Source organism: Photorhabdus sp. CRCIA-P01, assembly GCF_003545805.1.
Taxonomy (GTDB): domain Bacteria; phylum Pseudomonadota; class Gammaproteobacteria; order Enterobacterales; family Enterobacteriaceae; genus Photorhabdus; species Photorhabdus antumapuensis.
Window position 1 is genome coordinate 234,778 of sequence record NZ_NMQR01000003.1, and the last position, 15,351, is coordinate 250,128.

Consider the following 15,351-nt stretch of genomic DNA (forward strand, 5'->3'; position numbering starts at 1 on the left):
TTTACCTTACACCGACCAGCATGTTTTCAATCAAACGGGTCATTGTTTCTTTTTGCGTTGGTGCTGATTCTGCGATAAGCAACGTCAACGCAGCGAGTCCGATGTCGTTTATAACCGGTTGTCCATCTCGTATCAGTGCGTTGTTATTGCTGAGGAAGTCAACAAATAAAAAAGCAGCAGTACGTTTGTTACCATCAGACAAAGGATGATTTTTGATGACGAAATACAGTAGATGTGCCGCTTTACGTTCAATGGTTGGATAAGCAGGCTCACCGAATACGGACTGGTCCAGGTTGCCGAGAATAGCTGCGAGTGCATCACCGCGCTCCAGACCAAAAAGCTCACTGGCCTCATTCCGTGACATAAGATCCGCTTTCAACCCAGCGATGGAACGTCTGACTTCGTCAATAGACGGCATAAGCCCCCCCGTTGTTCCCTTGGGTTCAGCCAATGAACCTTCATCGTAGCGTTGCAATAGCAAGAAGGTTTGAATATAACGGCTGACAATTTCAACCAAACCTTTGCCTGTTTCAACAATGAGACTGGGAGATTGCGCAGTCTTCCTGACTAATGCCAATGCAGCCTCCAGTTCGGCTGCGTTGCGTTCGAAACGGGTGCGATCCAGCGACCATCCTTGTATCAAATGGTCGCGTAAAACACTGGTCGCCCATTGACGAAATAACGTACCCCGTTTCGAATTAACGCGGTAGCCGACAGAAATGATGGCATCAAGATTATAATGTTTTATTTTTCGGGAAACGGATCGATGCCCCTCTTGTTGAACTACCGAGAAATCCTCGGTAGTTGCTATTTCCGTCAATTCACCACTGGCATAAATGTTTTTGAGGTGCAGGCCAATGTTATCAGTCGATGTTGCTAAAATTTCCGCCAGTTGCCGTTGTGTGAGCCAAAGTGTATCGCCTTCTAGCCTTACTGAAACTTTATCCCCATTGCTTGGTTGATAAATGACAAGTTCGCCCATCTCATTGCCTTTTGTGTTCTGAAGTGTCAGGAAAGACTCTATGATCCTCTTCAATAGATGTCAATTAATGCATAATTGGGTTTATTCTGACATGTTTTACTTGGCAAAACTGCCATCAGGATAGGTATGGTTCAAACTGACACTCATGGCTTAGCGTACTATTTTTTGTGCGCCGTGCACAGGCACGGTCTTTCAGTGGGTGCGAATCCCGCCCGGCAATTTTCGTTCCAGCCGGTAGTAATCAGAGCAGTCGTGGCGGTAACAAAGCGGTTGAAGCCTCTGGTGTATAGGATCATTTTAGTGATTCAGCGAGTATGCAGGCCGTAACGTAAGTGAATTCGGTGACCGCCCAGGCGGTCACCGCTAAGGAAAGGTATTATCACCATCTATACCCTTCATCTTTCAAGCTGCTGCTTTGTTGGCTGCACTCACTCACCCCGGTCACATAGTTATCTATGCTCCCGGGGATTCGTTCACTTACCGCCGCGCTGCAACTCGAAATCTATTAGGTATATAAATCAGGCTACACATTTTTATAATGGGTTCCAACACTTTGAATCTCGATTATTTTGTCAGGGTCATTTTTGATGAATGTTACCCTGTGTTCTTGGCTTAGCCTTATACTAAATAAATCCCTACCTTTCAGTTTTTCGAAGTTACTTCCGCTTGCTGTACCAATATTTTTTGCTGCTGTAGCTGGATCATTACCCTTTTGCACCTCTTTTATAAATGAGCTATATTTTTGTTTTGCAGCAGCATCCATATTAGCAAATCCATTCCCAGATTTGTTATCTCTCAGTTTTTGCAAACTAACTCTCCAATTAGACGGTGCTGTTGGGTTCAATGTAGACGTAGACGGTGCTATTGGAGGCAATTTAGGTGGTTTTGTTGGACCGGCCAGATAACCTATTCTTCCATCAGGTAACTTCTGTGGTGGTCGAAAGAAAGGTTTAGAAAGTTTTTTTCTCGCAATATAATTTTCTAATGATTTAGTTTCTAGTCCACTGTAAAAATTTTTTGAAAAAATACTCTTTCCTAGTGATGTTGCAGCAGATAAGATAAATAAAAAATCAATTAATTTAAAAAATCTTGCGGCGTTTGATTGTTGATTTTCCTCCAGTGGGATTTCCTGTGAAGCGAAAAAATATAGTGCTAATAATTTATCTTCATCTAAATAAGCACTTAATGGTTTATTTTCAAGACTAGGAACATCCCAAGTATTTTCAGGATGTTCACCTTCAAAATCCAGTTCGTTCTTGTAAAAACCGTTTGCCATATCTTTAGCGATTTGATCACCATTCTCATCTAATAGTGAAGAGTCAAGATTAGACATATATTCTTGATAAATTCTATCCGCAGTATCTTTATTATTATAATAGTCCTCTGGAAGTTGAGATACATTATGAATACCACTTACAGATAAAGCGTATGCTAATATTATTTTCTTGGCTCGATATTCAATTCCATATGCCGCTGTATGACCTTCATCTGTTTGCTTAAAGTTTAGTATACGTATTATATCTCCTGCTATTTGCTTTTCAATAGGTGGATATCCACTTCTATCATCAGAAGTTAATTGTACTCGTGTATTTTCAGTCATTATATTTTCCCATCATGTTGGTGTTTATTGAAATAAATAATAATATAAATTGCAGCGTTGATTTCCGGCGTTGCCGTTTCTTAACTGCTTTAATTGAAGCATCAGGCTTATTTTCTCTCGATAATATCCTTAAGTATAAAGAATAGTTATTTATATGATTGCTTGACATATAAGTAGCATAGCACCTCTATTGTGTCAAGCACTGATAAATAACTTAATTTTGATTATATTATAGACATGAGTGATTCAATTCTAATTAAATCTTTGTAGCCCGAGCCTGTTTGTCAGGGCTCTTCCCGCGACAATATCCACGAATGAAACAGAATGAGATCTATCTATTTTTTGGGGTGCTGCCGCTAATGATAAGCAAAAAAAATAAAACTGCTTGATGTGGATTTTATGTTAAATAATTTAAGCGATGGTAAATATTTTTCGATTTTTTATAAAAGTGAGTTAATTTTGTAAATAAGATTTACGTTTTTATATATTTATTAGTTATAGCTGGATTCGACTAATAAGCGCAATTTTTCAGAATGGTGGTCAGTTGCACTCATGGAATTCGTATCAAAAATGATGAAAAGCTAATTATATGTTTAATAACTTTATCAAGGAATCTTCCTAATACCATCCAACGATTCTTGACATTCCATAACGGGCTTCTAGTCTTTATACATCATTTGAGTGTCTGACCTAAAACTTGAACATTCCAATCCTGAATGTCGGGATTGGGAGTTAACAATCTAACAAAAATACAGGCCCAACTATGAATCCATTCGATCATGTAGTCCCCATGCGAAAAGAAGAACTACACCATGTTCCCGCTGCACATATTGTCATGAGTATGGCGGCATTTACTTCAATAGAAATGGTGACCTTTACATTGGCACTAACCAGTATCTGGTCGCCATTAAGAATTTCCAGAACCGTTCCCAAAAGCTTAAGGAACGGGTGGCCGAAATCGAAAAAGAAATGGGTGCGAACAATTGAGACGATTGCACCAACTAGGCTCAGTGACCATAATCTAGCCTAATGGGAGCGAAGCTGCAAAATACAACATTTGATTTTTTTAAACGGGTATTTGCAGCTTTACTCCCACTTTGCCATCTACAGCACTTTCAAGGCTGTACTTAGACCTCAGTAATTGATGGCAGCAATTTTAGGTTCACCAACTGAATTTCAATATCGTTAGCTTCCCAAAATTTCATATATTCTGTCAGAATTGCAGCCTTCATAAAGTAGGGAAACCAAATCGCCATTATCCCATCCGCCAACAAAGTCCATCGCTACGATCCCTAGAGTTGGTTTATCGTGGCCCGGGTGTGCAGGCTGGTAGGTGTTAACAAGCCAATCTTTAAGGTGTTTGTGCATATACGTAGCATAATTAATAGTGACATCAAGGCCACTGTATGCACTCGTGTTAGTCAGATATAGAGTATCCCCACTATCCTTCGATGCCTTTTCGAGATGATCCACGACAAAATGATATTTTTCCTCCATCCCTGGGTCATCAAAATGGTCCTCAATATCCATTGATGTCCAGGCGATCCCGGGCAAATCCTTATTCCTTGAGATGACAACAACCTTTCCTCTGACATCACCAAGCTTTGGAATTTGGCTATCGTCATGAAAGAGCGGAGAGTATTTGTCCTTGTAATGCTTGAAAATAGCATCGAATAGTTCGTCTGATGCTGTTGATTGCTCCTGCTTGATACACATCAGAATTGTTTCAGATGGATTAGCTTTAAGAAAATTTTGGCAATCATTGATTACCGAACCGAACACAATGTATTCATTGATAATTCCATGATACGTTTTGAAAATCCATCTGCCCTCATGGCCATCAATGACAAATCCACCATCATTCGTCTTTGCATGACATCGGATATCCAAATAGCGAATTCCTAACTGCAATTGGTCCGATATTGACAAATCCTGGCATTGACCATTCCCCATTATGTCATTATGAGCACAACTTTCATGTGTTCCTGGAATAGTGATATGACTCAAAAGTCGATTGTCATCATGTAATCGTCCCATCCAAGCATTAGGAGCCCATCCTGACAGCGAACTTTCGGTTTGAAGGTCAATATTTAATTTTTCGTCGATATTATTACTGTTATTATCCATATTCATTTCTCACTATATTAACTTAAGTTATCTAAGAGGTATTTAGCGTATGACATAGAGCATAGAGCGATATTATTATTCTCAAGTATAGCTACTATTCTGAAGAAGTTGGAAGCTCACTAATAATAGGCAATTAAGGCAGGTGATTATTGAGAAAATATAGTGATTATATTATAAGGTTAATCATAATGGAATAAACAGACATTACCGTCATTAAAATAATGACCGGAAATCATTTTCTCCTATTATACTTGGCAAATCAAAATGAATATATTGGATTTTATTTTAATTATCTCAATCATGGTATAAATTAGTAATTCAATAAATATATTAGATGTTGTAATCAACAATCTAAAGAAAATATTGAGATCAAAAATCTTTTAAAATAAATTATAGTACAAATATATTTTTGGCTTATTCACCGTCAATCTTAAGGTCATGGTGTAACCGCGATTAATATATATAATATAACCATTATTTATATATTTAAAATAGAAAGATCTATCCCTTTTTCTATTTTAAGGTGCAGTGTTTACGCTGTCTGGACACGTGATGAAAGGAGAAATACGGCCTCCAGTCAAGTAGTTAATGAAGGTGTTCTGACGATTTTAGCGTATCGTTTTCGTTCCACTAGTCCTCAAACTCTTTGCAAGCTTAAATATGTACAACACTTTACATATTCTTAAGTGTCATTCTAAATTAAAGAACATTGAATCATCAACATGGGCTTCACTACAAGGTTAATCAATGAACATCATTTGTCAAATGATTGAAAAAAGAGCATCGGAAAATGCTCACGAGTTAATTTTCAAGTTCCTTTCTGACGGAGAAAGAGAAGAAGAGCAATTAAGCTGGAATAATTTACATCGGGGTCAAAAAAGTATCGCTTATTATTTACAGCAATATTGTCAGCCTGGCGATCGGGTAATAGTTATGTTGCCTTCCGGTCTACTCTTTGTTCAGACAATAGCCGCGTGCTTATACTCAAGTGTGGTCGCGGTACCAGTGAATAGCGCCCGGCCCGAAGGAAGAGGTTGGGATACTATTCTGAAAATAATAATGGATAGTGGTGCCCGATTAGTTATCACGACCTCAAAACAGAGTGAGAAAGTAAAAGAAGTATTTGCAAAAGAAAGCGGCTTTAATGAAGTAAAGGTAATATCAGCAAATGAATTGATAGAAGCCCAGGAAGATGCATCTTACCGTGGCGGATCGAATCTGGCATTGCTCCAGTATACCTCAGGTTCAACCGGTGAGCCTAAAGGCGTCATGGTCGGTTATGAAAATTTAATCAATAATCTGGAGGCAATAAAAAACAGGTTTGCATGTTCAGAAGAGGGCTGTGGCGTCATTTGGCTTCCGCCCTACCATGATATGGGTTTATTAGGTGGTATACTCCAGCCTTTCTATAGCGGTGTTCCAGTTGTACTGATGCCGCCTACTTCAGTAATTCAGCAACCCGCTCTGTGGTTAAAAGCCATTTCAAAATATAAAGCGACCATTTCCGGCGGACCTAACTTTATCTATGAACAAAGTGTTGAAAGAATAAGCGATAAGGATTTGGAGTCTATTGATCTTTCAAATTGGAAGAATGCATTTAGTGGAGCAGAGCCAATCAGAGCAGATATCCTTCAACGTTTTTCCGAACGATTTAGCTCTTATGGTTTTAACAAGGACGCTCTTTATCCCTGTTATGGGTTGGCGGAAAGTACCCTGTATGTTTCAGGGCCCGTAACTAATAACCACGGAATGAAAGTAGAGAATTTTAATTCGAGAGCGTTGAGTGAAGGAAACGTTATTAAAGCCAACAGCGTGAATGGTAACATCACATTGGTCAGCCATGGCAAACCATACGAAAATCAAGAGATTATTATCTGCAAAACTGATATGGCGGACGTATTACCTGAAGGTAAAGTTGGCGAAATTTGGCTGAAAGGGCCTTCCGTAACTTACGGTTACTGGAATAATGAGAATGCCACCCGCAGTGAATTCAATCAGTATACATCAGATAATAAAGGCCCTTATTTGCGAACAGGCGATTTGGGATTTTTATTTGATGGAGATCTATATATTAGTGGCAGGATAAAAGACGTCATTATTATCAGAGGAAAAAATCATTATCCCCAAGATATAGAAAATACGTCACAGATATCTGACACTGCACTTATTTCAGGGGGATGTGTCGCTTTTGCGGATGAAAAAGGGGTTATCGTCATACAAGAAGTAAAAAGAAGCGACATTAAGAAAATCGATGTCAAAGAAATAATGAAGAAAATAAGAGTTAATATTACTAATAACCATGAGGTCTCTGTTAGTAAAATTATTCTTATCCGGCCTGGCGGAATACTCAAGACATCAAGTGGTAAAGTACGTCGCAAGGCCATGCAGGAATTGCTTCTTTCCGGTAAGTTAACTGTAATCGATGAATGGAATGCCCAGTCTGCAAGTCGTGATCAGCAAAATAACCATCAGGATACGAATCGATCCTTCGTTATAAACTGGTTTGACAACTGGTTAATTCGAGAAACGGGAGAAGCACTGCCTGATATGACGGCTGGAGAAATTCATCTCTATAACCTCGGGATCGATTCACTCCAGAAAGCGACTTTGCTTGCCGATTTTTCAGATTTGACCTCTCACCAATTACCTTCAGATATCTTTGAGCGCCATGAATACTTGGTGTCTTTTTTAAATGAATTAGAAGCCATTTACAATTTTATCAGCGGATACAACCAACTGTCGCCTGAGTTGCGCACGCAGATTACGAGTCAGCTAGAAAATGAAGGTGATCATCAGGTATTTGAAGATATTAATGCTATACCCGAAGCGTTCTTTAATCCTGTACATTTGAAAGGCGTAAAAGAAATTGAGGCTCGTCTCGAATCAATGAAAGGCGTTAGTCTCCCCTTCTTTACAACCCATGAAGGAGTGAATGGTTCTCATACAGTAATGAATGAGGAAAACTACCTCAATTTCTCTAACCATAATTATCTTGGCTTGGCTCAACATCCCGAGGTTAAATCAGCCTCCATGGAAGCTATCAATAAATATGGCACCAGCCCTTCCGCGGCAAGGATTGTGGCGGGTCAACGCCCTGTTCATGTTGATCTGGAAGCAGAGATAGCGAAGTTTACCGGTCATGAGGACGCCATTACTTTTGTAAGCAGCAATTTTTGCAATGTGACCGTTATTGGTCATTTAATGCAGCGCGGCGATCTTATTTTGTACGATGAATATAGCCACGACAGCCTTCTCCAGGGCGGAAAATTGTCTCAGGCGGATATGTTGCCGTTTGCGCATAATAATTGGCGAATGGCTGATGAACTTCTTAATAAGAAAAGGAAACATTACAGGAAAGTCATGCTCTTTATAGAAGGTGCTTATAGTATGGATGGCGATATTCCTGATTTGAAGAAATTTGTTGAAATAAAGAAAAAGCATAAAGTATTGTTGATGGTAGATGAATGTCTTTCCATTGGGGTTTTGGGAGAAAGTGGACGGGGTGTTTGCGAGCATTGTGATGTCATGCCATCTGAAATAGATATTTGTATGGGTGGAATTAGTAAAAGCTTTGCAAGCTGTGGTGGTTATATCGCGGGCCAGCGATCCTTTATAACTTATCTACGGTATACGACGCCGGGTTTTGTTTATACCACGGGCATGCCACCGGCTGCCGCCGCATCGGCGCTTACCGCCATTAAAGTGATACAAAAGGAAAAGTACAGAGTTCATGAAGTACAAAAATTATCAAAATATTTCGTTAATAAAGCGAATTCACTTGGTCTAGATACAGGATTAAGTAAAGATACCCCAGTTATCCCTCTTATGATAGGCGCCGAGAATAAATGTATCTATATTTATCAAAAGTTGAGGGAGAATTTAATCAATGTGCAACCTATCTTGCATCCAGCCGTACCTGAGAATAAAGCTCGTTTACGTTTTTTTATTAACTATGGACACACGGTTGAGGACATCAATAAAGTTCTCAATATCATAAAAGAGCACATTTAATTAACTTTCGATATAATGGAAACCAATAATGAGCACGATGATAAAAAAAAGAGAGCATTATAAGAACGCATGTCTCTTTTTAGGGCATAATGCTTCAGCGGTCATATGGAATAATGCCGATGATATGTTTGCCATTGAAGATGAAAAAGAGAATCGCTCAAAAGGTGGAGAATATGTCCCCATCCACACAATATTGAAATTGATGAAATATGATATTGATGAATTGAATGTTATTAATTTCCTTGGCGAGGTTGATTATAACCATACTATAAAGGCTTTATGTGGCAATGATAGAGAAATATTTGAGCAATTCATAAAAAGAGTAAAGCTGTATGAATTGAAAATAAACCATCATGCTACCCATGCGATAAATGGCATCATTGAAGCCTGGGAACATCATAAAGAAAATAATCCACCTAAAAAATATCATATATTGATTACTGATGGTACGGGGGATGATTATGAATCGACATCTCTCTATACCGTGATAATCGATAAAAACAAAGCATTGGCAGATTGCATAAAGACATTACAACGGGTGAAAAGAATTTCCGCAGCAGATCTTTCATGCGGAATATTATTTGCCCGTGTAGTATGCAACGCCGATACAGGTTTTTCGCCGTTGAAAGATGAATATAAGTCACTTGGTTACGAAACGGAAATAACACGCCTGTTAGACGATAATAAACTTAATAAACTCAATCGAATTATCATAAAATTATCCGATGGTTTTTTGTCAAATAAGGAATGCGGTTTGATATCAGCCATTAGAAGTGATATCAAATCTTTCCTACCTGGTGTTAATGATGAAAACTTTTCTAAAAAAAAGGCGTATTACCACGAACGCAATAAAATCCGGCTTGAATGGAGCAGTTCTCGTAAGCCTGTTACCCTATTGGGGATAAAGAAGTCTCCGTCAGAAATTATTTTAGAAAAAAGCGCGCATCAGCATTTTTCACATGGCTTTTCTGTTAAATATATGCAGGAAATGGCCGTGAAGCATGTGAGAATGCCGTTGTGGTTGTTGCGGCACTTAAATGGATTAAGTCAATATGAGATCCGTGTTATTTCTTCCTATATTGCTAACAAATTTTTAGAAACCTATTTGGTAAAATTCATTGCTAGTGAAAAAGTTGAAAACCTGATTGTTGGCGGTGGTGTTCATTTCAATGTCAAACTCAATAATGTTTTACTGAATAGTATAAAGGGAGATATCTGCTGCTCTCCCCTTGCTGGTGATATTGTGCATGCACTGACAGGCGCTGTTATTCTTGATAATACATTATCTAATAGAAGCGTAAATCTGTTATTGCTAAAGCGTGATTTATCTTTGCCGTACAACGGTAAGTATGCAAAGAATATCATTTATACAGATAATCAAGCTGATTTTATTGAAAATACCGCTCACTATGTGAGTAAGGGATATATTGTCAATACAGTAAAGAACTGGGGGGAATTAGGTCCCAGAGCACTTATGTCAAATTCTACACTGTGTTTACCGACTGGTGAGTTGAAACAAGAAATTAACCTTCTTAATGGCCGGGATGACCATATGCCAATGGCCCCTGTATTAAGATCAGAGAACTTGCCGGTTCTCTTTAACATTAAAGAAGTCAACAGAGTAACAGGCTCACTTCATGGCATGATTATTGCGCTAAGTTATAACGATAATATATCGGAAGAAAGATATGAGGGAGTGATGCATAAAATACATGATGGTAGAACCACGGGCAGGCCGCTTGTGGTTAAATCAGACGTTGATATTGAAATGCTACGGAAAGTTGAAAATGAAACTGGCTATGCAGCGTTAATCAACACCTCTTTCAACATTCATGGTTATTCCACAGTGCAGCGGATGCAACATGCGTATCACGACTTCGATTATCAGTGCGGGAAAGCCGAAAAAGCGGGTATCCGTAAGCCTTTTCTTATTATCGGCAATTTTTAATAAAATATATACCTAATAGATTTCGAGTTGTAGCGCGGCGGCAAGTGAATGAATCCCCAGGAGCATAGATAACGATGTGACTGGGGTGAGTGAAAGCAGCCAACAAAGCAGCAGCTTGAAAGATGAAGGGTATAAAAGGAGTGTAAAAGCGTGAACTATAAAGAGATTAAGGAAGTAAAAGGTTTACCTTTACTTGGTTCAATATTGGATTATAAATCGGATGCTTTATCACTATTTCTTAATGCAGCAAGAGAGAATGGAGATATTTGCACAATAAAAATGGGCCCGGAGAGTATAATTTTCATTAACAACCCAGACTGGGTAGCAGAAATATTAGCAAAAAGGATAGATTTTTTTATTAAAAGCCCCAGTTATCGCGAATTAGAGTTATTGCTTGGCCAAGGGATGGTCACTACAGAAGGTGAGGTATGGAAAAAACAACGCGATAATGCCAGGCATGCTTTCACTATATCCAGTTTAAACACGTTGATCGCCCCGATAAAAGATATCGTCACGAACTTTTCTCATAATACTGTTTTAGATGGGCATCGACGTGACATATTCAAAGATATGCTTGATCTTTCCATGAACATTGCCTTGAAAACGCTCTTTGGACAAAGTAGTAGTGATATCAATAGGCACAGCGTTTCAATAGCGCTTGAAAATGCTTCTGATTATGTCATTAAACGTCTTGAGGCGATTATTAAACTGCCGCCTAACATTCCTACGTTTTCTGCATTAAAATTCAGGAAGGAAAAATCCGTACTTGACAGACAAATTGTTGAAATGATTAAAAATCATGACAATCATAGTGGGAAAGGTTGTCTGTTAAACATGATCTTGGAAAATGAAACCGATCATGATGAGATAAAGAATCAATTACTTACCTTTTTTTTAACGTCTTACGAAACGATTGCATCCGCAGCCACCTGGACATTTTATTTCATTTCCCGCTATAAACGCTGGCATAAAATTATTAAAGATGAATATACCCAAGCTGTATTGGAAAAGACCAATGATATTTTCGAATTAAAATATACCAACGCGGTTATTAATGAAAGTATGCGTCTTCTGCCTCCGGTATGGTCTTTTTCCCGGACGGCTAAAGAAAATGTCACTATAGGTGAATATAAGATCGCCGCAGGAAAAATGGTGGTTATTTCCCCTTATTGTTTGCAGAGACATCCAGACTACTGGGAAAAAGCTGACGACTTTATCCCTATGCGTTGGCTCGGTGAACTATACAGCCATAAGCTTAACCGTACTTTTATTCCTTTTGGCGCCGGCCCCAGGATATGTCTGGGTATGAATTATGCTCGCATGGTTTTACCGATTATTATCGGTGAGTTTTGTAAAAGAGGATTTTTCGAAACAAGTTATCAGGGATATCCGGAACTAAAAGCAGGTATTACTATCAGACCTGTGAAGGGTATTAATGGTGTTTGGCGGTGTCTGGCTGATGAGGAGGATATAAAATGAATTTGGCAGGAAAAAATATCTGGGTAATTGGTGCATCCATGGGGATTGGGCATGCCTTAGTTAAAGAGCTTAACTCTTATACGACAAACCTAGTCATTTCTAGCCGGAAAAAAGATTTGCTGAAAAAATTGGCGACGGAAATTAATCTTCCGGAGGAAAATGTTATCCCTTTCGACATTACAAATCATGACGAAGCGAAAGAAGCGGTGCATAAAGTGCTTCAACTGATGGGAAGTATTGACTGTATCATTTTTACTGCTGGCGTCAGTCAACGCTCTTTAATCACAGACACACAGCTCTTTGTCTATGACAAATTGATGAATTTAAATTTTTTATCTATTGTTAACATAGCATTAACTATACTCCCTTCGATGATTGAGAAAAAAAGTGGATATTTTGTGGTTCTCTCCAGTGTGGCGGGTAAGTTTGGTACTCCGAATCGCTCTGGTTATGCAGCATCGAAGAATGCATTACATGGTTTTTTTGAGTCTCTGCGTGCTGAACATATGAAAGACAATATCAGTGTTACACTTGTTTGCCCCGGTTTTATTAATACCGATATTACTATCAGATCTCTCACTGGAAATGGGGAGCCTTATCAACGCATTGATAGTGAACTGGAACACGGTATTCCAGTCGATTTATGCGCCAGAAAAATTGTTAAGGCAATCATTAGCGAAAAAAGAGAGATATACCCCGGAGGTAATAGAGAAGTCATTGGTGTATACCTTAATCGATTTTTTCCACGATTGTTACAGTATATTGTTGCATTAAAGGGAAACTAATATATAGCCTTCATCTTTCAAGCTGCTGCTTTGTTGGCTACTTTCACTCACCCCAGTCACATAGTTGTCTATGCTCCTGGGGATTCGTTCACTTGCCGCCGCGCTGCAACTCGAAATCTATTAGGTATATACCCTTCATCAGGGTATAGTTAATCGCCCTTTCATTAACGGTGACCTTTTAACTGGTCACCGAAATTTTCTATATATTCACGACAATGTCTCGCATTTAGACCTGTTTTATGATTAATTATTTTTTATTTGATGGTGATTATCTGCATACCAGGAGATATAATCATGACTTGATATTGGTGTTTCAATTCCAGCCTTATCCACGCCAAAACTAGAAATATAATCATTGATTCTTTCTGCATGCTTACGTATATATTCGATGCGTCTCTCGTCTATTTTTTGAGATTCCTGTAAATTGATCACTTCACTTTTTAGAAGATTGCTCATGGTACGATGAATCCAGTCGAGAAGATAACCTTCGATGATCATATCAAAATCATCATCATTATTATCGTGGTATGTATCAATAGTTGTCGTCACCACGGATAGAACGGCATATGTCTGGCTTAATTCTAGAAAATCTCCACTATGCTTATTGAGCATGTCTAAGTTTATTTTCTTATTATTATTCACTATTAGTCTATTTAATTTTTTATATAAAAAATTCATATAATCATTCAAAATGGAAAATAGGTTATGCTGGAAAGATGTTTTGTTTATTTCTTTCATCTTATTGAGAATGATCATCCCTCCGGCTTTTAGTGATAATACAAGATTGTCCCCTTCTGAAGTAATTGCACCAAAATTAGATATTAGATAAGGGGATATCTTGTTAAGCGTAAATAATCCCTGGGCACCGCAGCGTTCACGACAATTAATTAATATTTCTTGTGTTCGCCATGTGCATAGGGATTTAGCGGTAATGATTTCAATAAGTAGCTCATCTTTAAATTTAAAGTTTTTAACTGATTCTGATAATATAATTGAAACTTTTCTTATTAATTCTTTTAAGTATAACGCGTGAATAATCGTACTCAGAGTATCCCAGGCAATACCCTCTTTGAAATGAGAATAATTAATTATTGGCATAGCACCTGAATAACCGAATGTTTTTCGTTTATTTCCATATGTGTTGGTTATATGAAGGGCTGATTTGGCTGCTGCAACTGAGCTTACTGCCATGCATAACTTGCCTGAATGTATTCTATCTGTAATTAACGAGAATCTTTCTCTTAATTCTTTAATATGCAATGATATTTTACCATCCTTGGTCAGCGTTATCATATTGCCAGCAAGGAGTCCTTCAAAAGGAATTTCAACATTATTAAATGAGGTGATTGCGTTATCTAAATAAAATCCTGGCTTATCGCCAAGTGGAGTAATTTTAATGCCAGGAGTTAATTTACTATTTACGGATAGTGGCAGAATAAATGGAAAAATACCATATTTCTTTCCTGATACATTTAACTGAGCTAAAATGACAGCTACTTTTGGTAATTTACAAGGTGTGGTATTAGGCATAAATTTATATGCATTTGGGCTAGGTGAATTCAATATGAATACACCTTTTTCCGGGAGATAATTAGCCTGTGTTTCGATTGCGATTAGATCATTCCCATGAGCCAATTCAGTCGCCAGATATACCCCAATAGCACGACCTGAACAAAGTTTTTGGTAGAGATCTTCCACATATGGCGTTTGCACTCCTAAGTTAGCGATAGTACCTATGGTTAAATTAAAATGAATTGACATCATGGAAACCACAGCAGAATCATGTGGGGCTACAAGTTCATGAAGGGCAACTAACTCCTTAAATGATGTCATATGGATATTATTATTTTGAATATATTTAAGCAGTTCTATGAACTTTTTTACTGGTGATGGGTAACTACCACAACTGTTTTTAAGTATTTCTAAAAGGCTATCAGATATCCCTATATCTCCTATGGATAAATAAGATTTTAATTTTGACGCTGAATTGCATAATGATTTATTCATATATCGACGAAACCTTTACTAGAATAACAATATCTGTGTTAACTATCTGTATATTAGTTATCTAATAGTGTAATGGGATACGTCGGAAACATATACTTTTAATTTAAGAAAATTATTAACGGAAGTGACTGTCAATTTCTTAAATCCCATGCTTCATAAACTGACAATAATAGTTTCGTGTGAAAATTACTACAGGTGTTCTATTCTATTCAGACAAGGAAAATAAACCGGCAAAAACAAAAGCTTAAATTGAGTGTTTAGGAATGGCGATATTGGCGTTTGAGATTATCTAACAAGCTCTCAGATCGCAAAAATCGAGCGGCATTCTCTTTAAATAATCTACTATTCGGTAAATATAACTTTGAAAATTTATTCATTTATAAATAGTAAAAATTAATTACATATATAATAA

Annotated in this window: 8 protein-coding genes; 4 read left to right on the plus strand and 4 right to left on the minus strand. The window is 37.9% G+C overall.

Features of this window, described 5'->3' with window-relative positions; translation table 11 throughout:
- Position 1: 1 nt before the first annotated feature.
- From rhuM to D3222_RS03675, 3 genes are all read right to left on the minus strand, one after another.
- Complete coding sequence (gene rhuM, locus D3222_RS03660) at positions 2-982, minus strand: virulence protein RhuM/Fic/DOC family protein (protein ID WP_118984907.1); 981 nt, start codon at positions 980-982, stop codon at positions 2-4.
- A gap of 523 nt (positions 983-1,505) precedes the next feature.
- On the minus strand, positions 1,506-2,582 hold the full coding sequence (locus D3222_RS03665) for a Txp40, insecticidal toxin (previously name A24tox) (RefSeq protein ID WP_118984908.1): 1,077 nt from the start codon (positions 2,580-2,582) through the stop codon (positions 1,506-1,508).
- A 1,185-nt stretch (positions 2,583-3,767) separates the two neighbouring features.
- Positions 3,768-4,709 (minus strand): phosphatidylinositol-specific phospholipase C, encoded by a 942-nt coding sequence (locus tag D3222_RS03675; protein WP_157975283.1) that lies wholly within the window; start codon positions 4,707-4,709, stop codon positions 3,768-3,770.
- Positions 4,710-5,456: 747 nt separating this feature from the next.
- Here D3222_RS03675 and D3222_RS03680 point away from each other — a divergent pair.
- From D3222_RS03680 to D3222_RS03695, 4 genes are all read left to right on the plus strand, one after another.
- A complete protein-coding gene (locus D3222_RS03680; RefSeq protein ID WP_118984911.1) occupies positions 5,457-8,720 on the plus strand; it encodes an aminotransferase class I/II-fold pyridoxal phosphate-dependent enzyme in 3,264 nt (1,087 codons plus the stop codon).
- A gap of 28 nt (positions 8,721-8,748) precedes the next feature.
- On the plus strand, positions 8,749-10,668 hold the full coding sequence (locus D3222_RS03685; protein WP_118984912.1) for a carbamoyltransferase C-terminal domain-containing protein: 1,920 nt from the start codon (positions 8,749-8,751) through the stop codon (positions 10,666-10,668).
- A gap of 150 nt (positions 10,669-10,818) precedes the next feature.
- Positions 10,819-12,147, plus strand: a complete 1,329-nt coding sequence (locus tag D3222_RS03690; protein ID WP_118984913.1) for a cytochrome P450 — start codon at positions 10,819-10,821, stop codon at positions 12,145-12,147.
- On the plus strand, positions 12,144-12,932 hold the full coding sequence (locus tag D3222_RS03695) for an SDR family NAD(P)-dependent oxidoreductase (protein WP_118984914.1): 789 nt from the start codon (positions 12,144-12,146) through the stop codon (positions 12,930-12,932). Before D3222_RS03690 ends, D3222_RS03695 begins: the two co-directional genes overlap by 4 nt.
- A 243-nt stretch (positions 12,933-13,175) precedes the next feature.
- Here the strand turns inward: D3222_RS03695 and D3222_RS03700 are convergent, their stop codons facing one another.
- Positions 13,176-14,939, minus strand: coding sequence for an acyl-CoA dehydrogenase family protein (locus tag D3222_RS03700; RefSeq protein WP_118984915.1), 1,764 nt, complete (start codon positions 14,937-14,939; stop codon positions 13,176-13,178).
- Positions 14,940-15,351 lie beyond the last annotated feature (412 nt).